Annotated in this window: 19 protein-coding genes; 17 read left to right on the top strand and 2 right to left on the bottom strand. The window is 41.8% G+C overall.

Annotation, left to right across the window (positions count from 1 at the left end; translation table 11 throughout):
* Window positions 1-12 precede the first annotated feature (12 nt).
* The 9 genes from QR40_RS23510 (at window position 13) to rpsA (ending at window position 8,905) form a co-directional block, all read left to right on the top strand.
* Window positions 13-783, top strand: a complete 771-nt coding sequence (locus QR40_RS23510; protein WP_052431029.1) for an OadG family transporter subunit — start codon at window positions 13-15, stop codon at window positions 781-783.
* Window positions 784-801: 18 nt separating this feature from the next.
* The gene (locus QR40_RS23505; RefSeq protein WP_027294678.1) at window positions 802-1,173 is read left to right on the top strand and encodes a biotin/lipoyl-containing protein; all 372 of its coding nucleotides are present in this window, start codon (window positions 802-804) and stop codon (window positions 1,171-1,173) included.
* 71 nt (window positions 1,174-1,244) lie between these two features.
* Window positions 1,245-2,393, top strand: coding sequence for a sodium ion-translocating decarboxylase subunit beta (locus QR40_RS23500; RefSeq protein ID WP_027294677.1), 1,149 nt, complete (start codon window positions 1,245-1,247; stop codon window positions 2,391-2,393).
* Window positions 2,394-2,496: 103 nt separating this feature from the next.
* Entirely contained in the window at window positions 2,497-3,909 is a 1,413-nt protein-coding gene (locus QR40_RS23495) for an oxaloacetate decarboxylase subunit alpha (protein WP_027294676.1), read from the top strand.
* Window positions 3,910-4,143: 234 nt separating this feature from the next.
* The gene (locus QR40_RS23490) at window positions 4,144-4,905 is read left to right on the top strand and encodes a MurR/RpiR family transcriptional regulator (RefSeq protein WP_052377847.1); all 762 of its coding nucleotides are present in this window, start codon (window positions 4,144-4,146) and stop codon (window positions 4,903-4,905) included.
* 27 nt (window positions 4,906-4,932) lie between these two features.
* Window positions 4,933-6,162: a BaiN/RdsA family NAD(P)/FAD-dependent oxidoreductase gene (locus tag QR40_RS23485; RefSeq protein WP_027294675.1), complete on the top strand. Its 1,230-nt coding sequence runs from the start codon at window positions 4,933-4,935 to the stop codon at window positions 6,160-6,162.
* 99 nt (window positions 6,163-6,261) lie between these two features.
* Window positions 6,262-6,933, top strand: coding sequence for a (d)CMP kinase (gene cmk, locus QR40_RS23480; RefSeq protein ID WP_044297025.1), 672 nt, complete (start codon window positions 6,262-6,264; stop codon window positions 6,931-6,933).
* A 3-nt stretch (window positions 6,934-6,936) separates the two neighbouring features.
* Window positions 6,937-7,788: a 4-hydroxy-3-methylbut-2-enyl diphosphate reductase gene (gene ispH / locus QR40_RS23475; protein WP_027294673.1), complete on the top strand. Its 852-nt coding sequence runs from the start codon at window positions 6,937-6,939 to the stop codon at window positions 7,786-7,788.
* On the top strand, window positions 7,769-8,905 hold the full coding sequence (gene rpsA, locus QR40_RS23470; protein WP_027294672.1) for a 30S ribosomal protein S1: 1,137 nt from the start codon (window positions 7,769-7,771) through the stop codon (window positions 8,903-8,905). The genes ispH and rpsA overlap by 20 nt, the downstream gene beginning before the upstream one ends.
* Window positions 8,906-9,098: 193 nt before the next feature.
* On the opposite strand, the gene QR40_RS23465 is transcribed toward rpsA, so the two are convergent.
* Window positions 9,099-10,166 carry a ribonuclease H-like domain-containing protein gene (locus tag QR40_RS23465; protein WP_044297023.1) on the bottom strand — a complete coding sequence of 356 codons (1,068 nt, stop codon included), beginning with the start codon at window positions 10,164-10,166 and terminating at the stop codon, window positions 9,099-9,101.
* A 105-nt stretch (window positions 10,167-10,271) separates the two neighbouring features.
* Between QR40_RS23465 and QR40_RS30265 the strand changes: the two genes are divergently transcribed.
* The 7 genes from QR40_RS30265 (at window position 10,272) to QR40_RS23430 (ending at window position 16,365) form a co-directional block, all read left to right on the top strand.
* Window positions 10,272-11,231 (top strand): putative ABC transporter permease, encoded by a 960-nt coding sequence (locus tag QR40_RS30265; RefSeq protein ID WP_052431028.1) that lies wholly within the window; start codon window positions 10,272-10,274, stop codon window positions 11,229-11,231.
* 179 nt (window positions 11,232-11,410) lie between these two features.
* Complete coding sequence (gene rsxC / locus QR40_RS23455) at window positions 11,411-12,730, top strand: electron transport complex subunit RsxC (protein WP_044297022.1); 1,320 nt, start codon at window positions 11,411-11,413, stop codon at window positions 12,728-12,730.
* A gap of 18 nt (window positions 12,731-12,748) precedes the next feature.
* Window positions 12,749-13,681 (top strand): RnfABCDGE type electron transport complex subunit D, encoded by a 933-nt coding sequence (locus tag QR40_RS23450; RefSeq protein WP_027294670.1) that lies wholly within the window; start codon window positions 12,749-12,751, stop codon window positions 13,679-13,681.
* Complete coding sequence (locus QR40_RS23445; protein WP_044297021.1) at window positions 13,678-14,301, top strand: RnfABCDGE type electron transport complex subunit G; 624 nt, start codon at window positions 13,678-13,680, stop codon at window positions 14,299-14,301. Before QR40_RS23450 ends, QR40_RS23445 begins: the two co-directional genes overlap by 4 nt.
* The gene (gene rsxE, locus QR40_RS23440) at window positions 14,294-14,974 is read left to right on the top strand and encodes an electron transport complex subunit RsxE (protein ID WP_027294668.1); all 681 of its coding nucleotides are present in this window, start codon (window positions 14,294-14,296) and stop codon (window positions 14,972-14,974) included. Before QR40_RS23445 ends, rsxE begins: the two co-directional genes overlap by 8 nt.
* Window positions 14,974-15,549 (top strand): electron transport complex subunit RsxA, encoded by a 576-nt coding sequence (gene rsxA / locus QR40_RS23435; protein WP_044297020.1) that lies wholly within the window; start codon window positions 14,974-14,976, stop codon window positions 15,547-15,549. The genes rsxE and rsxA overlap by 1 nt, the downstream gene beginning before the upstream one ends.
* A gap of 15 nt (window positions 15,550-15,564) precedes the next feature.
* Window positions 15,565-16,365 (top strand): RnfABCDGE type electron transport complex subunit B, encoded by an 801-nt coding sequence (locus tag QR40_RS23430; RefSeq protein WP_044297019.1) that lies wholly within the window; start codon window positions 15,565-15,567, stop codon window positions 16,363-16,365.
* 200 nt (window positions 16,366-16,565) lie between these two features.
* Here QR40_RS23430 and QR40_RS23425 read toward each other — a convergent pair whose 3' ends face one another.
* Window positions 16,566-17,780, bottom strand: coding sequence for an IS110 family RNA-guided transposase (locus QR40_RS23425; RefSeq protein ID WP_200889769.1), 1,215 nt, complete (start codon window positions 17,778-17,780; stop codon window positions 16,566-16,568).
* A 303-nt stretch (window positions 17,781-18,083) separates the two neighbouring features.
* On the opposite strand from QR40_RS23425, the gene QR40_RS23420 reads away from it, so the two are divergent.
* Window positions 18,084-18,416 (top strand): hypothetical protein (locus QR40_RS23420; RefSeq protein WP_160295863.1); only part of this gene is annotated, 333 nt, incomplete at its 3' end.

Below are 18,416 nucleotides of genomic sequence, written 5' to 3'. Positions count from 1 at the left end.
GGGGTGAATGATATGAAACGAAAACTTAAAGGAATCTTATTGGCAATGTGCATGGCGGTAATCACCCTTGCAATGCCAATGTGTGTTTATGCAGAAGAAGCGGCTGTTTCTGATTCAGACCGTGCGACTATTGAAAGTTTTGCGCAGCAGACAGTAGAGCAGATTACTTCCATGACAGATGAGCAGATGGATGAAATTATGAAACCGTCTTCCATATTAACAGCACCAAACAAATTTTTTGTTGAAGCTGTTCAGGCGTGGCAGGATGTCAGAGATGAGCTTGGAGCATTTAAAGCGACTACCGGACATGATATCGAAGTATCCGAGGATAATATTGTAGTTACAACCAACGTAACCTTCGAAAAAGCGGATGGTGCAGTTGTACTGACAATAGGACGGGAAGATCTTGCGCCGTCAAGCATGACTTTTGATACAGGCGCGGATTCATCCATGGCTGCAAAGATGGAAAAAGCGGCATTAAATACCCTTATGGGACTTGTAATTGTATTTGTAATGCTGATTTTCTTAAGCTTTTTAATTTCTCAGTTCAAGCATTTTGGCAAACTGGAAAACCGTGGCAAAAAGAATGAAAAAGAATTAGATGTTGCAGCAAAAGCAATTCCGGTTCCAGTGGCTCCGGTCCAGGAAGAGGAATTAGCAGATGATGGTGAATTAGTTGCAGTAATAGCAGCTGCAATTGCAGCAAGTGAAAATACATCTACAGATAGTTTTGTAGTTCGTTCAATCAGAAAAGCAAATAAAAGAAAATGGCAGAACGCTTAAGTATAGGAGGAAATCGTAATGAAAAATTATACAATTACCGTTAACGGAACAGCATATGATGTAACTGTTGAAGAGGGTACCACAGGTGCAGCACAGGCTGCAGCTCCAAAAGCAGCACCGAAGGCAGCACCAAAAGCAGCTCCAAAGGCTGCAGCACCGGCAGGTGGATCCGCAGGAGCTGTAAAAGTAGCTGCATCCGTACCTGGAAAAGTATGTAAGATTGAAGCCAGTGTTGGACAGGCTGTGAAAACCGGTGATAATATCATGATCCTGGAAGCAATGAAAATGGAAATTCCAGTTGTTGCACCTCAGGATGGAACCATTGCAAGTATTGATGTAGCTGTTGGTGATACCGTTGAAAACGGAGATGCTTTAGCATCTATGAATTAGAATTTGCATAAATAATGTAAATTCCCACCAGTAGAAAAATCTGCTGAAATACTAAAATGGGAGGTAAAAACATGTCTTATATTCTTGATACTTTGTCGAACTTACTTCACCAGACAGCGTTCTTTAATCTGACAGTAGGTAACTATGTTATGATTGCAGTTGCATGTATATTCTTGTACCTGGCTATTAAACATGGGTTTGAGCCTCTGTTGCTGGTACCGATTGCGTTTGGTATGCTTTTGGTAAATATCTATCCGGATATCATGATGAGACCGGAAGATTCTGCCAATGGAGTAGGTGGACTTCTTCACTACTTCTATATTCTGGATGAGTGGAGTATTTTACCATCACTTATTTTTATGGGTGTTGGTGCTATGACTGACTTCGGTCCGCTGATTGCGAATCCGCGAAGCTTCCTGCTTGGCGCTGCAGCTCAGCTTGGTATTTATGTTGCATATTTCCTGGCAATCCTCTTAGGATTTAATGGAAAAGCGGCAGCAGCAATCTCCATCATTGGTGGTGCTGATGGTCCTACCTCAATCTTCCTTGCCGGTAAACTGGGGCAGGCAACCCTAATGGGGCCAATTGCGGTGGCGGCATATTCATATATGTCTCTCGTACCGATTATTCAGCCGCCGATTATGAAGCTGTTAACAACAGAAAAAGAAAGAAAGATCAAAATGGAGCAGTTAAGACCTGTTTCCAAATTAGAGAAAATCTTATTCCCCATCATTATCAGTATCGTTGTATGCTTAATCCTGCCTACAACCGCGCCACTTGTTGGTATGTTAATGCTTGGTAACTTATTCAGAGAATCAGGTGTTGTAAAACAGCTCACGGAAACTGCATCAAATGCGCTTATGTACATCGTAGTTATTTTACTTGGAACCTCTGTAGGTGCATCTACCAGTGCAGAAGCATTCCTGAATCTGAATACTATTAAAATCGTTGTTTTAGGTCTTGTAGCCTTCGCATTCGGTACTGCCGGCGGTGTTCTGCTTGGCAAGCTGATGTGTAAACTGACACATGGCAAGATTAATCCGTTAATCGGTTCAGCAGGAGTATCTGCAGTTCCTATGGCGGCTCGTGTATCACAGAAGGTAGGTGCGGAAGCAGATCCTACAAACTTCCTTCTGATGCATGCGATGGGACCAAACGTAGCGGGCGTTATCGGTACGGCAGTTGCCGCCGGTACCTTCATGGCTATATTTGGGATTTAGCCTGAAATAAGAGACAGGTTATAAAGTAGAAACCGGACGGATTATGACAATCCGTCTGAGCGCCTAAGCACGCTCTAGTGACAAAATATAAGGAGGTCAGAAAATGTCAGAAGTAGTAAAAAAACCAATTAAAATTACCGAGACAATACTGCGTGATGCACATCAGTCCCTGATTGCAACCAGAATGACAACAGAACAGATGCTGCCAATCGTAGAGAAACTGGATAAAGTGGGATATCATTCCGTAGAGTGCTGGGGTGGAGCAACCTTTGATGCATCTCTTCGTTTCTTGAAAGAAGATCCATGGGAAAGACTTCGTAAATTCCGTGACGGATTTAAAAATACAAAGTTACAGATGTTATTCCGTGGACAGAATATCCTTGGATACCGTCCATACGCAGATGATGTGGTAGAATATTTTGTTCAGAAATCCCTTTCAAATGGTATTGATATTATTCGTATATTTGACTGTATGAATGATTTACGTAACTTAAAAGCAGCTGTTGATGCTGCAAATAAGGAAAAAGGCCATGCACAGGTAGCGCTCTCTTACACTTTGGGAGATGCATACACACATGATTACTGGATCAAAATGGCTAAAAATGTAGAAGAAATGGGTGCAAACTCAATCTGTCTGAAGGATATGGCAGGCCTTTTACTTCCTTATGAAGCTACAGAACTGATCGGCAAACTGAAAAAAGCAGTTAAAATACCGATTCAGCTGCATACCCATTATACATCAGGTGTTGCTTCTATGACTTACTTAAAAGCAGTAGAAGCTGGAGTTGACGTAATTGATACGGCAATGTCACCATTCGCTCTTGGAACATCCCAGCCGGCAACAGAAGTTATGGTTGAGACTTTCAAAGGAACACAGTATGATACTGGATTCGATCAGAAATTATTAGCAGAAATCGCTGATTACTTCAGACCAATCAGAGATGAAGCTTTAAGTTCCGGTTTATTAAATCCGAAAAACCTTGGTGTTGATATTAAGACATTGTTATATCAGGTACCTGGCGGTATGCTTTCTAACCTGACTTCTCAGCTGAAAGAACAGCACGCAGAAGACAAATATTACGATGTGCTTGCAGAAGTTCCAAGAGTGCGTAAAGATCTTGGTGAGCCGCCGCTTGTAACACCTTCTTCACAGATCGTTGGTACACAGGCTGTATTTAACGTAATCATGGGAGAGCGTTACAAAATGGTTACCAAAGAAACAAAGGCAGTTCTGTCCGGAGAATACGGCGCAACTGTTAAACCATTCAACAAGGAAATCCAGAAGAAATGTATTGGTGACAAGACACCGATTACCTGCCGTCCGGCTGACTTGCTGAAACCAGAATTAAAGACAATCGAAGCTGAAATGTCACAGTGGAAAGAACAGGATGAAGATGTCCTGACCTACGCACTGTTCCCACAGGTTGCTACCGATTTCTTTAAATACAGAGAAGCTCAGAAAACGAAAGTAGATCCGAAAACGGCTGATACGAAGAATGGGGCTTATCCGGTTTAGAAATTTATAATAAGAGGTTTGGGGAATTAAAATTCCTCAGACCTCTTTTTGCTTGTTTTTACACAATGCTGAAAAAACCAGATAAAAATTGAAATTTCCCTGGTTTCATGTTAATATTAATATTTGAAAGAAAATCGCTTTCAAATTACTAATTGAGGAATAGTACAAGCCTGCTTGCGCTATTCAGGGGAATTAGAATGAAAATTATAGAGAATACGAAGGAATATAAATGTTATGCCAACGACCAATGAATTGTTAAGTCAGAGAAACCGAAAAGGAAAAAAGATAAATATAAACCCCAATGGTCCCAACCGTGTGCACCGGGCTATGAAAATGGATGCGGTATTCAGTGATATGCCTCAGGAAGATATTCTGAAGACGATTCTGAAGTCTGATATTCGAAATCTTCAAATGACACTTGATGAAGCTGATGAGACTTCTTTCGAAGTGGCAGTGGAAATGATTTTAAATGCCAGGGATATATATGTGATTGGTGTCAGAAGCTGTGAACCACTGGCTAATTTCCTGGGATTTTATTTAAATCTGATGTTTAAAAATGTAAAGGTAATCAGTACCAACAGTGCCAGTGAGTTGTTTGAACAGCTGTTTCGGATTGGTGCCGAGGATGTGATTATCGGTATCAGTTTTCCACGCTATTCCATGCGTACCTTAAAGGCGATGGAGCTGGCGAACAACCGGAGTGCGAAAGTGATATCCATTACGGACAGCATCTATTCGCCCATGAAACTGTATGCGACCTGTAATTTGACGGCTAAAAGCGACATGGCTTCGATTGCAGACTCTCTGACAGCGCCTATGAGCCTCATTAACGCCCTTGTAGTGTCTCTTTGCATGAGACGCCAGGCTGAGATGGCAGAGTCCTTAAAAACGCTGGAACAGGTCTGGGAGGAGTATCAGGTATATAACAATGATGAGATTAATTATATTGATAATCATATAGAAGTGAAATTTCCCGGCAGAACCGATGAAAATTAAGAAGGAAGAACAGGTGTGGATATAAAAATGAGCAAGGTTTTAATTATTGGCGGTGGAGCAGCCGGAATGTTTGCAGCATGTGCAGCAGCTTCGAATGGCCATGAAGTACATGTGTTTGAAAAAAACGAAAAGCTTGGCAAGAAGCTGTTTATCACCGGTAAGGGAAGATGTAATCTGACCAATGCCTGCGATATGGAAGAATTATTTGATAGTGTCTGCACAAATAAGAAGTTTTTATACAGTGCTTTTTATGGATATACCAATCAGGACGTAATTGATTTCTTTGAAGAAGCTGGCATGAAAACGAAAATTGAGAGAGGCAGCCGGGTATTTCCGGTTTCAGATCATTCCTCTGATGTGATTGCCGCCCTGACCAGGAAAATGAAATCTCTTGGAGTAAAGACGTATTTTAATACAACGGTAAAAGGAATTATTATTGAAGAAGAGTCATGTAAAGGAATTATTCTGGAAGATAAAACTAAGCTGTACGGAGATGCTGTGATAGTTACTACAGGAGGTTTTTCTTATCAAAGTACAGGATCTACCGGGGATGGATACCGCTTTGCAAAAGATGCGGGACATAAAGTAACAGATTTGCTTCCTTCCCTTGTCCCTATGAATACCAAAGAAGAATTTGTGAAGCGCTTACAGGGACTTTCCCTGCGTAATGTAAGAATTACCCTGTGTGATGGAAAAAAATGCCTGTATGAGGATTTTGGAGAAATGATGTTCACTCATTTTGGCATCACCGGACCATTAATTCTTACGGCCAGTACTACGGTGACGAAAAAATATCGCGGAAAGGATCTGCAGCTTTATATAGATCTGAAACCGGCACTTTCCGAAGAGCAGCTGGATCATCGTATACTCCGTGAATTTGAAGAGGGAAAGAACAGGCAATTTAAAAATGTCATAAACACCCTGTTTCCGGCTAAGCTGATTCCTGTTATGATAGATCTGTCGGAAATTTCTCCGGAAAAGAAAGTGAATGAAATTTCCAGGGAAGAACGGCAGAATTTAGTATCTCTGATTAAGCATCTGCCCCTTACGGTAACGGGACTGCGGGATTATAATGAAGCCATTATTACCAGAGGCGGTGTGGCGGTGAAAGAGGTCAATCCGTCTACAATGGAGTCAAAACTGGTATCCCGCCTGTATTTTGCAGGGGAGGTTTTGGATCTGGATGCAGTGACAGGTGGATTTAACCTGCAGATTGCCTGGTCAACCGCCTATGCTGCAGGACAGGCTATTGAATAGCTGAGGGTTCAAAATCTATGGACTACCCGGCATTTTAGGGAGGAAATGATGTGACAAATGCGGCAGATGCCGCAATTAAATAAATAATGGAGGTTTTCAATGAGTTTTAATATTGCAATTGACGGACCTGCAGGAGCAGGAAAAAGTACTATAGCAAAAAGAGTGGCAAAAGAGCTTTCTTTTATTTATGTGGATACCGGAGCGATGTATCGGGCGATTGCACTTTATCTGATTCGCAGTAAGGTGTCTCCTTCAGACCAGGAGGCGCTGAAGAAAGCCTGTGAGAATATAGAAATTACGATTTCCTATGAAAATGGAGAACAGCAGGTCATCCTGAATGGAGAGAATGTGACGGGATTAATCAGGACCGAAGAAGTGGGGAATATGGCTTCAGCCGCATCCGCTAATCAGCCGGTCAGGGAAAAGCTGTTAGATCTTCAGAGAAATCTTGCCCGGAATTCGGATGTTCTGATGGATGGCAGGGATATAGGGACAAATGTACTTCCAAATGCCCAGCTTAAGATTTACCTGACGGCTAGTTCAGCTACCAGGGCAGAGCGGCGTTATCTGGAATTGCAGGAAAAGGGGGAGAACTGTCAATTGGAAGAAATCGAACGGGATATCATCGAACGCGACCAGCGTGACATGAACCGTGATATTGCGCCTTTGAAACAGGCAGAAGATGCAGTTCTTGTAGACTCCTCCAACATGGGAATAGACCAGGTGGTTGAGTGTATATTGTCCCTCTATGAAGAAAGAAAAGGCAGGTAGGACATGGAAGTAATTGTGGCAAAGACGGCTGGATTTTGCTTTGGAGTAAAACGTGCTGTTGATAAGGTATATGAGCAGGTAGAAAAAGGAACAGAACCTATCTGCACTTATGGGCCGATTATTCATAACGAAGAAGTAGTAAAAGATCTGGAGCGTAAAGGTGTTTCCGTGATTAACTCTGTCTCTGAATTAAAAGCGCTTAAGGAAGGCACGGTTGTAATCCGTTCTCATGGCGTAGCAAAAGAAATTTACGATATAATAGAATCAAAAGGGCTTCATCTGGTTGACGCAACCTGTCCTTTTGTTTTAAAAATACACAATATTGTAAAAAAGGAAAGCGCCAGTGGATCAGAAATTATCATAATCGGAAATGATCAGCATCCGGAAGTAGAAGGAATCAAAGGTTGGTGTTCGGGACCTGTTACGGTGATAGAATCGGCTGCTGAAGCGGAGAATTTCGTACAGGAAAGTGGAAAAAGGCTCTGCATTGTGTCCCAAACGACATTTAATTACAATAAATTTAATAAATTAGTTGAAATTCTTTCTAAAAAGGGTTATGATATAATTGTTTTAAATACGATTTGCAACGCGACTGAAGAGAGGCAGACCGAAGCGAGGGCGATTGCAAAGCGCGTAGATGGCATGATTGTCATCGGGGGCAGGCATAGTTCCAATACGCAGAAGCTATTTGAAATATGCAAAAATGAATGTGAAAATACTTACTATATACAGACACTCGTTGATTTGGATGTACATTCTTTACCATCCATGGGTTGCGTAGGTATTACCGCAGGGGCATCGACCCCAAATAATATTATTGAGGAGGTTCAAAAGAATGTCAGAAATGAGTTTTGAACAAATGCTGGAAGAATCATTTAAAACAATTCATAATGGAGAGGTAGTCGAAGGTACAATCATCGACGTCAAAGAAGATGAGATCATCTTAAATATAGGCTATAAAGCTGACGGTATCATCACAAGAAGTGAATATACAAACGAACCGAACGTAGACCTTCGTACACTTGTTAATGTCAATGACAAAATGGAAGCAAAAGTATTAAAAGTGAATGATGGCGAAGGTCAGGTATTACTTACTTATAAGAGATTAGCAGCAGAAAAAGGCAACAAGAAACTGGAAGAAGCTTTCAATAACCATGAAGTATTAAAAGCACAGGTAGCTCAGGTACTTGGCGGCGGATTAAGCGTTGTAGTAGATGAGTCCAGAGTATTCATTCCTGCAAGCCTGGTTTCTGATACCTATGAGAAAAATCTGGGTAAATATGAAGGACAGGAAATTGAATTCGTAATCAGCGAATTTAATCCACGCAGAAGAAGAATCATTGGTGACCGTAAGCAGTTATTAGTTGCTAAAAAAGAAGTAATGCAAAAAGAACTCTTTGAAAGAATCCATGAAGGTGACGTTGTAGAAGGCGTTATTAAGAATGTTACAGACTTTGGAGCATTTATTGATCTTGGCGGAGCTGACGGTTTACTTCATATTTCCGAAATGTCCTGGGGCAGAGTAGAGAATCCAAAGAAAGTATTCAAAGTTGGTGAAACAATTTCCGTATTAATTAAAGAAATCAGCGGAACAAAGATCGCATTAAGCTTAAAATTTGAAAACCAGAATCCATGGCTTACAGCAGCTGAAAAGTATGCAGTAGGAAATGTAGTGGATGGAAAAGTTGCAAGAATGACTGACTTTGGTGCATTTGTAGAATTAGAGCCAGGAGTTGATGCTTTACTTCATGTATCTCAGATCTCTCATGATCACGTAGAGAAACCATCTGATGTATTATCCGTTGGACAGGAAATTACAGCAAAGGTAGTGGATTTCAATGAAGATGATAAGAAAATCAGCCTGAGCATGAAAGCTTTGGAAAATGCAGAAGATGCGGTATCCCAGGAAATGTATGAAGATGTAGCAGAAGATGCTGCAGAGGATATGGTTGAAGAGTCAATTACAGAATAATTGATACAGGCATTTCCAGTTATCTGGAAATGCCGTTTTTGTTGGATTTAGAGGACAGAGGCCCACATCGAAAATTGTTAAATAAACAACTAGCCTGTTAATTATACAACTAGCTCGTTAAATAAACAACTTTCCGAAATTGGGCTTTTTTTCTGTTTTTTTTCTGAAATATGTGCTATACTGTCTCTGGAGTTTAAAACAAATTTTGAATATAAGTCAGGAGATTTTCCGTGTTTTCCAGGAACTCCGGAGTACATTCAAAGTACGTGACAGGGTCAGAATAATTTTCTTTAAAGGCAGGGACATAAAGTTCCGCGGCCTGCGGAAGAAAGCTGCCGGATTTTTTTTGAAAGCAGGTAGCAGCTTTTGCGGGAACCCGGTAGGCTTTATCTATGAAAGATGCCACGCTTTTGTGCATGGCGGTATCTTCAGCCGGTAAATAGTAGTAATTTTTATAATCACGGAAAAAATACTTTAAGGTACCAGTGAATCCCGGTATTTGGATTTTACAGGTTTTGCCATGGGCTGTCATATACCCGAAATCCAGTTTGCAGGAGATGGGTTTTGGCAGATTACAGGGAAGAGAAGCTGTAATCAAAAGGGAAAAGGCATGATCAGATTCTTCTGATATTTCTGTGTGGGTAATCGCAAATCTCCCATTTATAAGGTCCAGATAGGATAACAGTGGGAATAATCCGGCTAATCCCCTTAAATCATCGTGATTATGCCAGAGCAGTTGTTCACAAAGCCGCGGATCATGGTTTTTCTGGTATTCCCGGCAAATTGGAATCAGTTCCCCGCCATTGGCTGTGTCTGTGCGGTCTGTTTCCAAATATTCCTCTAACGATCGCTGGTTTAAATGAGTAAGCTTTAAGTATTTCTTCAGTGGTTTTACTTTCAGATATATGTCAATGCTGTTAAGCTGTTCTGGCAGAAAGGTCTGGTTATGGGTTTCACATTTTGCTTTCACATAAGGAAGGTCAAAGCGATCCCCATTAAAATGGATCAGGTATACATAGTTGGCGGCAAACTGGATGAAGCTGTGGAGCAGCAGCGGTTCGTCTGACTCTGTTTCAGCCAGCCATTGACGAAGTTTCCAGGAATCATGTTCATAATACATTACTCCAATGAGGTACAGGCTGGAGCTGCGAGGTGAAAAGCCGGTGGTTTCGATATCAAAAAACAGTACATCTGCAGGATTGTAATGTCTGGCTATCAGATGAACGTTAGGAATAGATATATCAGATGTTTTAGTAATCATAGGATCGCCTCCAAATTTTTCATAAGTAACTGTTCAGCAGAATTATATCACATTTCAAGCAATTGTCATAGGTGATTTATTGCAGGAAAGAGGAGATCAGGTAATATGTGGGATTTTCAGATTTTGGGTGTCGACTTGTATCATATATTGAGTTGGCTGTACTTATATAGTTTTTTGGGATGGCTCTGGGAGAGCTGTTATGTCTCTGTAAAGGAGAAAAAGATTATTAACAGAGGATTCGTTACCGGACCATTGTGTACGATTTACGGAGTGGGGGCTGTGGGTGTCTACCTGATTCTAAGGCCTCTTGAAGACAGACTCATCATCCTGTATCTGGGCGGAGTTCTTGTCGCTACGGTTTTGGAATATGTTACCGCGCTGCTGATGGAAACTCTTTTTCATACAAGCTGGTGGGACTACAGCAGTAAACCATATAATTTTCAAGGCAGAATATGTCTGGGCAGTTCTATTGCCTGGGGATTTTTTACCGTTATCATGTTTAAAGTGTTCCAGCCTTTTGCAGAATGGGTAGTGAATCTCTTTTCTGTACCAACGGGGCATGCCATGATTATCATTATTACTGTTTTGTATGTGGTTGATTTTTCATTTTCTACACTTACTGCTATGAAACTGGGACAGAAGCTTGGTGGATTGGAACGGGCTATGGGAGAATTGGTAGAGTATGTTCAGAATACCAGGATCTATAGTTCGGCGGGAGAGCTGGTAGAACGGCTTGAACCTTATCGTCAGTCCTTTAACAAACAAAATGTGAAAGAAAAAATGGATCAGTACCAGGCAGGTATCTTAAAATTCCTGAATCTGGAAGGGAAAGAAGAGAGTCTGGGTGAAATCAAAAATAAACTGTCTGCAGTCAGGGATCAGTATGTTAAAATGGCTTCCGGTATTAACTGGAATGACAGGCGTCTGTTCCGCGCATATCCGAATCTGAGTAAAGCAACCGGAACAAAGAGATGGATGAAAAAGAAAAGTAAAAAAAGGAATGCAAAAAAATGTGTAAATGATAAATCAAAAAAGAAGGATAGATCAAAAAAGAATGATAGATAAAAAAACAATAGATAAAAATAACGATGGATAAAAAACGATAGATCAAAAACGACAGATAAAAAAACGATAGATCAAAATTAGATTTTTAATGAGGATGAAATAATTTACGCTATAAAATTATCCGTGGGTAACTGCTGATAATCTTTATGATATATTTAAAAAGAAGGAAGGTAAAAAAAATGGCACGATTCACGTTTAAGGGCGGGATCCATCCAAACGATGGAAAAGACCTGTCTAAAGACAAACCGATTCGGACTGTGTTGCCAAAAGGCGATCTGGTGTATCCGCTTTCTCAGCATATCGGTGCGCCAGCCAAACCGATTGTAGCAAAGGGTGACCATGTAGTAATCGGACAGAAAATTGCTGAAGCCGGTGGATTTGTATCCGCTCCGATTCATGCTTCCGTATCTGGTACGGTTAAGACAATTGAGCCAAGGCTGACAGTTACAGGAGTAATGGCAGATGCCATCGTCATCGAAAATGACGGTAAGTATGAAGAACTGCAGTGGCCAAAAAGAAAGCCATTGAAAGACCTCACAGGGCCTGAAATTCTGGAGATGGTAAAGGAGGCCGGCATTGTCGGTATGGGTGGAGCTGGTTTTCCAACTCATGTAAAATTATCTCCGAAGGAACCCGATAAGATTGACTACATTATTGCAAACTGTGCAGAATGTGAGCCATATCTGACAAGCGATTACAGGAGGATGTTAGAATCCCCGGAAAAAATCGTTGGCGGAGTACGGGCAATTCTTAGGATATTCCCAAAAGCAAAAGGTATTATTGCGGTGGAAGACAATAAGAAAGATGCAATTGCCATTTTAAAAGAAGCAGCAAAGGATGATTCCAATATTGAAGTCATGGAATTGAAAACAAAATATCCCCAGGGTGCAGAGCGTCAGCTTATATATGCAACTACAGGGAGAGCGATTAATTCATCTATGCTTCCGGCAGACGTTGGATGCATTGTAAATAACTGTGATACGGTTACTGCCGTTTACCGGGCTGTTTATGAAGGAAGACCGCTGATGCACCGTATTGTTACGGTAACGGGAGATGCAATTGCTAATCCCCAGAACTTCAGTGTGTGTACCGGAACAAATTATCATGAACTGATTGAAGAAGCAGGGGGATTTAAGACACAGCCGGAGAAAATTGTATCCGGAGGTCCGATGATGGGATTTGGGTTATATAATCTGGATGTTCCTACAACGAAGACATCTTCTGCTCTTTTATGCCTGACAAAGGATGAAGTTTCCCAGTATGAGCCTACTGCATGTATCAACTGCGGCCGCTGTGTGAGTGTCTGTCCGGGACGTATTATACCGTCCAAACTGGCGGATTATTCCATGCGCCATGACGAGGAGTCCTTTGTTAAATATGAAGGTATGGAATGCTGCGAATGCGGCTGCTGCAGCTTTATTTGTCCTGCAAAGCGCCCGTTAACCCAGTATATTAAATCTATGCGTAAAATTGTTCTTGCAAATAGAAAAAAGAAGTAGAAGGGAGAGTGAACAAAAATGAGCGATTTATTAAAAGTATCCTCAAATCCTCATATCCGCTCGCCATATAAGAGCAGCCAGATTATGCTTATGGTACTGGCGGCACTGCTTCCGGCAAGTGCGTTTGGCGTTTGGAATTTTGGATTAAATGCTTTTATTATTATTATCATATCTGTTGCATCCAGTGTAGCTACTGAGTATATCTACGAAAGGCTGATGCATAAAAAAATCACGATTAACGATTACAGTGCTGCTGTAACAGGTCTTTTACTGGCATTGAACCTGCCAGCGACGGTGCCCTGGTGGCTGCCCATTATTGGAAGTGTATTCGCAGTCTTGATTGTAAAACAATTATTTGGAGGCCTGGGACAAAATTTTATGAACCCGGCTTTAGGAGCAAGATGCTTCCTGTTAATTTCTTTTACCGGAAGAATGACAGACTTTACATATGACGGTATTTCCGGAGCAACACCTCTGGCTGCATTGAAAGCAGGAGAGGCAGTGAGCCTGAAGGATATGTTTTTTGGAACAACTGCAGGAACCATCGGTGAGACATCCGTAATTGCTATCCTTATTGGAGCAATTTTTCTCCTTGCAACGGGGATTATCAATCTTCGTATCCCTGCAACATATATTATCACCTTTGCGTTATTTATCGTAATTTTTGGGGGACATGGTCTGGATGGAAGCTATCTGGCAGCGCAGCTTTGCGGCGGTGGTCTGATGCTGGGGGCATTTTTCATGGCAACGGATTATGTGACTTCACCGATCACGAAGAATGGACAGCTAATTTTTGGTATTGTCCTGGGTATATTTACCGGACTGTTCCGTATGTTTGGAAATTCTGCGGAAGGTGTTTCTTATGCAATTATTATCTCAAACATGTTAGTACCGCTGATTGAGAAAGTAACCTATCCGAAGCCTTTTGGAAAAGGAGGCGAAAAGTTTTGAATAATATAATAAAAAATGCATTGATTCTCATGGCGATTACACTTGTGGCAGGTATATTGCTTGGCGGCGTATATGAGATTACAAAAAATCCGATTAAACAGCAGCAGGAAACTGCGAAAGCAGAAGCCTACAAAGCGGTATTCCCCGATGTGGACAAACTGGAAGCAATTGAAGATCAAAAAGCTTCTCTTGATTCTGCCGCAGCGGTATTAAGTGAAAATGGTTTTTCAGCTGAAAAAATTAATGAAGTGCTGCGAGTTCTGGATGCTTCCGGCAAATCACTGGGTGTTGTTATGAACGTGACAACTGGTGAAGGTTACGGCGGTGATATTATATTTACCATGGGAGTCCGAAATGACGGAACCTTAAACGGTATAGAAATATTAACCATCAATGAAACAGCAGGTCTTGGAATGAAAGCAGATGAAGATGCTTTTAAGTCCCAGTTTAAAGATAAGAATGTGGATAAGTTTTCTTATACAAAAGGAGGGGCTCAGTCCGATGACCAGATTGATGCCTTGAGCGGGGCAACGATTACAACAAATGCTATGACAAATGGTGTGAATGCCGGTCTTGCTTTCTTCAAGTCTTTAAGTGAAGGAGGTCTTTTAGATGAATAAAATGACAGAACGTCTTTATAATGGTTTGATTAAAGAAAATCCTACCTTTGTGCTGATGCTTGGTATGTGTCCCACGCTGGCGGTAACCACTTCTGCCATTAACGGCGTAGGTATGGGGCTGACAACGTTGGTTATTCTGGCAATGTCAAATCTGATCATTTCAGCACTCCGTAAAGTAATACCGGGTGGTGTGCGTGTGCCGGCTTTTATTGTAATTGTAGCTTCCTTTGTAACGATTGTTCAGTTTTTACTGGAGGCGTATATTCCATCCCTGTATGACAGCCTTGGAATCTATATTCCGCTTATCGTTGTAAACTGTATTATCCTTGGTCGTGCGGAGTCTTATGCTTCTAAAAATCCGGTTATGCCGTCCTTATTCGACGGAATCGGTATGGGACTTGGATTTACCGTAGGTTTGACCTGTATTGGCGCTGTAAGGGAATTAATCGGCGCAGGACAGCTGTTTGGATTTCAGATCATGCCGTCCGCCTATGAGCCGGTTACGATCTTTATCCTGGCACCTGGAGCATTCCTGGTACTGGCTATGCTGACTGCAATACAGAACAAAGTGAAAATCAATGCAGAAAAGAAGGGCAAAGCAACAAAGATTGGTTCCGGATGTACCGGTTCCTGTGATTCTTGCGGGAGCAGCTGTAAAGGAGGAGAAGCATAATGAAAGAATTAATCATGATTGGCATAGGCTCCGCTTTTATCAATAACGTAGTATTAAGCCAGTTCCTGGGATTATGTCCGTTCCTGGGCGTATCTAAAAAGATCGGGACGGCAGCCGGAATGGGTGCAGCGGTTATATTTGTTATCACCATATCATCCTTTATAACGGGACTGGTATACCAGTTTATACTGACGCCACTGAATTTGACGTATTTGCAGACCATCGTATTCATTCTGGTAATTGCTGCGCTGGTACAGTTTGTGGAAATGTTTTTGAAAAAGTCAAGCCCCGCTCTCTACAATGCACTGGGTGTTTACCTGCCTTTAATTACAACAAACTGTGCAGTACTTGGTGTAGCATTACTGAATGTACAGAAATCATATAACCTGTTAGAAGGTGTTGTAAACGGATTTGCTACGGCAGTGGGATTCTTCGTAGCGATCGTGCTTATGGCCGGTATTCGGGAAAAGACAGAGCATAATGACGTTTCACCTGCATTTCAGGGTTCCCCGATTGTATTGCTCACAGCGTGCCTGATGGCGATAGCCTTCTTTGGTTTCGCAGGATTGAAATAAGGGGGGATGATAAGTATGTTAACAGGAATATTACTAGCGGCAGCGATTGTAGGAGGTACCGGTTTATTATTGGGACTTTTCCTGGGATTTGCCGGCAAGAAATTTAATGTAGAAGTAGATGAAAGAGAACTTATGATCCGTGATGAACTGCCGGGAAATAACTGTGGCGGCTGCGGATACGCAGGCTGTGATGCTTTGGCAAAAGCAATCGCTTTAGGTGAAGCAGAAGTAGGGGCTTGTCCCGTTGGCGGAGCGCCGGTAGCAGCAAAAATCGGTGAAATCATGGGTAAAGCAGCCGGTGACAGTAAACGTATGACGGCTTTTGTAAAATGCGCTGGAACCTGTGAAAAGGTTTCTAATGATTATGATTACAGCGGCGCACAGGACTGCGAAATGCTGGCATTTGTACCAGGCGGCGGTCCAAAGAGCTGTAACCACGGATGCCTGGGATTTGGAACCTGCGTTAAGGTTTGTCCTTTTGATGCCATTCATATCATTGACGGGATTGCAGTAGTGGATAAAGAGAGCTGTAAAGCCTGCGGCAAATGTATTGCCCACTGTCCGAAACATCTGATTGAAATGGTTCCTTACGAGGCAAAACATCTTGTAAAGTGTTCTTCCAGGGATAAAGGCAAGATTACGATGCAGTCCTGTAAAGCAGGATGTATCGGATGTAAAAAATGTGAAAAAGAATGTCCTGCCGGAGCGATTTCCGTAACAGACAATGTAGCCCATATTGATTATGAGAAATGTACCGGCTGCGGAATCTGTGCTGAAAAATGTCCGGTTAAGATAATAACAGGAAAACCAGCTTAATGGCATGGAGACTGCCGTGAGGGTCAAAAATCCCGCCGTTTGAGGCGGGGTTTTTGATTTATAAAAAGTAGTGAACAAAAGCCTGCAAATAAAAAGTCAAGCTAAAATTTAAAGAACATTGAAAATTTTATACAGGTTGAAAAGTAGGTATCAAAATAAGACCGCCAGAAAATGCCGGTCTGAGGAAAAGTATAGGTTGATTACTCTGATACAGGCCGGGATGAAAGATATTCTTTCACCCGACCATAGTAAATGCGCAGAAACTTATTGGCACCAGCTGTCATATAGACATAGTACGGCTTGCCTTGTGCACGTTTCTTGTCCATGAACAGATATACAGGGTCATCAGGTTTGGTTTTAATTAAAACATCCATGATCTGAAACAGAGTCTTTCGCAAAACTGGAGAGCCGTGCTTGGAAGCATGAACACTTTTTTGGGAATAGTCTCCGGAATTATTAACACCGGGATCTACTCCGGCAAATGCAGTGATGGCTCCTTTGTGTGTGAACCGGGTTACATCTCCGATTTCAGCCATAAGCTGTGGACCAAGAGATGAACCAACACCTTTCATTGCCATTACAACCGGATACTCGGGTAACTGGGCGGCTGTTTCATTCATAAGTGAGCGCAACTGCTCCACAGTCTGGGAAGCAGTATTTAGCTGTTCTATCGCCTGTTTGATGATGCGTTTGGTAAAATTATCTTTTGGAAGTACAGGAATCAGTTCCTTGGCAGTTCCATAGATTTCTTCAGCTTTTGTTTGGCTGAAGTTGTACTTCTTACGGCTGCACCACTTTTGATAGTGGTGAGTAAAAGCTTTTAAGGACATTTTACGAACACAATCGACATGCCAGTAGGTGCCAAGGAAATCTACCCATTTCTGACTGCCGTCCTCACGGGCGGGACTGTCAAAGTAGGTGTTGGCACCCGGATAAGTCTGGTCGATGAGACCAATCAGGTTGTTTTTCATTGCCGTTTTGTGTTTCATATAGAAATCAAACTGGCGGTTCATTGTTTTAAGCTGAGTGCGTATTTCATCCATAAGACTATATTGTTTCAGCTTTGCCCAACTGTCAAGTGCATATCGAGCGATTTTAACGGAATCAGCTTTATCTGTTTTTACTCTGCGRAGAGGATTATCCTGTCCCTGAAAGTTACAGATAATCTGGGGATTCACAGCACTTACAAAGAATCCTGCCTGTGACAGTGTCCGGGCAATTGGTTCATAGTAGTGTCCGGTACATTCCATGACGATACGGGTTTCACCATCAAGGGAATGTAGAAGATTAATTAGTGATTGAAATGCATCATCCAAATGTGGAATATCAAAGGGCTTTACAACGACATCACCACCTGGACGGAGAACTGCCACTGTGCTTTTTCTCTTGGAAACATCAATACCTACTGCGTTCATGTTCATAAATTGTCACTCCTTAGAAAGAATAATTGCAATGGATAAGTACCAGTTTTACTCATTGCCTATTCAATCTACTGTGGTGTGACACGAACGCACCCTGAAGGTGGATCAACCTGCATAAAACGAACGCTGCGAATGAGGAGCTGGTTAACAGACTTTTGTACGGGCGCGAAGCCCAAGGAGGAATCCGTTATACCGATTGCTCCATCATTATACAGCTTAAGCAACAAGATGGATAATTCCTTACTGGCTGTAAGGGATATTAACCATAAATATATTGTAGTAGGAGGAAATAAGAGAATGAAAAGAAGGTTTATGGCAAGAGGATTATCTGCTTTGCTGATTACATCGGTGTTTATGAATATGATGCCGGTCAGTGCAGCTGCAAATGAAGGAAGTTCCGTTGGCAACGACGCTCAATGGGAAACGCTGCGTGAGACATTGAAGAATTATACTCCTGTGTGGAATGATGCCACCTATAAAGGTGCTGTGGCGCAGAGAATGATAGAGACTGCATTGATGGGAAATGGAGATGTCGGTGTTAACTCTTCCGGTAATTCAAAAGAAAAGTCCTATTTAATATCAAAACAAGATTTTTGGAACTGTGGAAATATGAACACGGATAACATAGGC

Source organism: Robinsoniella peoriensis, from assembly GCF_000797495.1.
GTDB lineage: Bacteria > Bacillota > Clostridia > Lachnospirales > Lachnospiraceae > Robinsoniella > Robinsoniella peoriensis.
The sequence above is the reverse complement of the archived record's forward strand: the minus strand, read 5'-3'. Positions and strand labels throughout refer to the sequence as shown.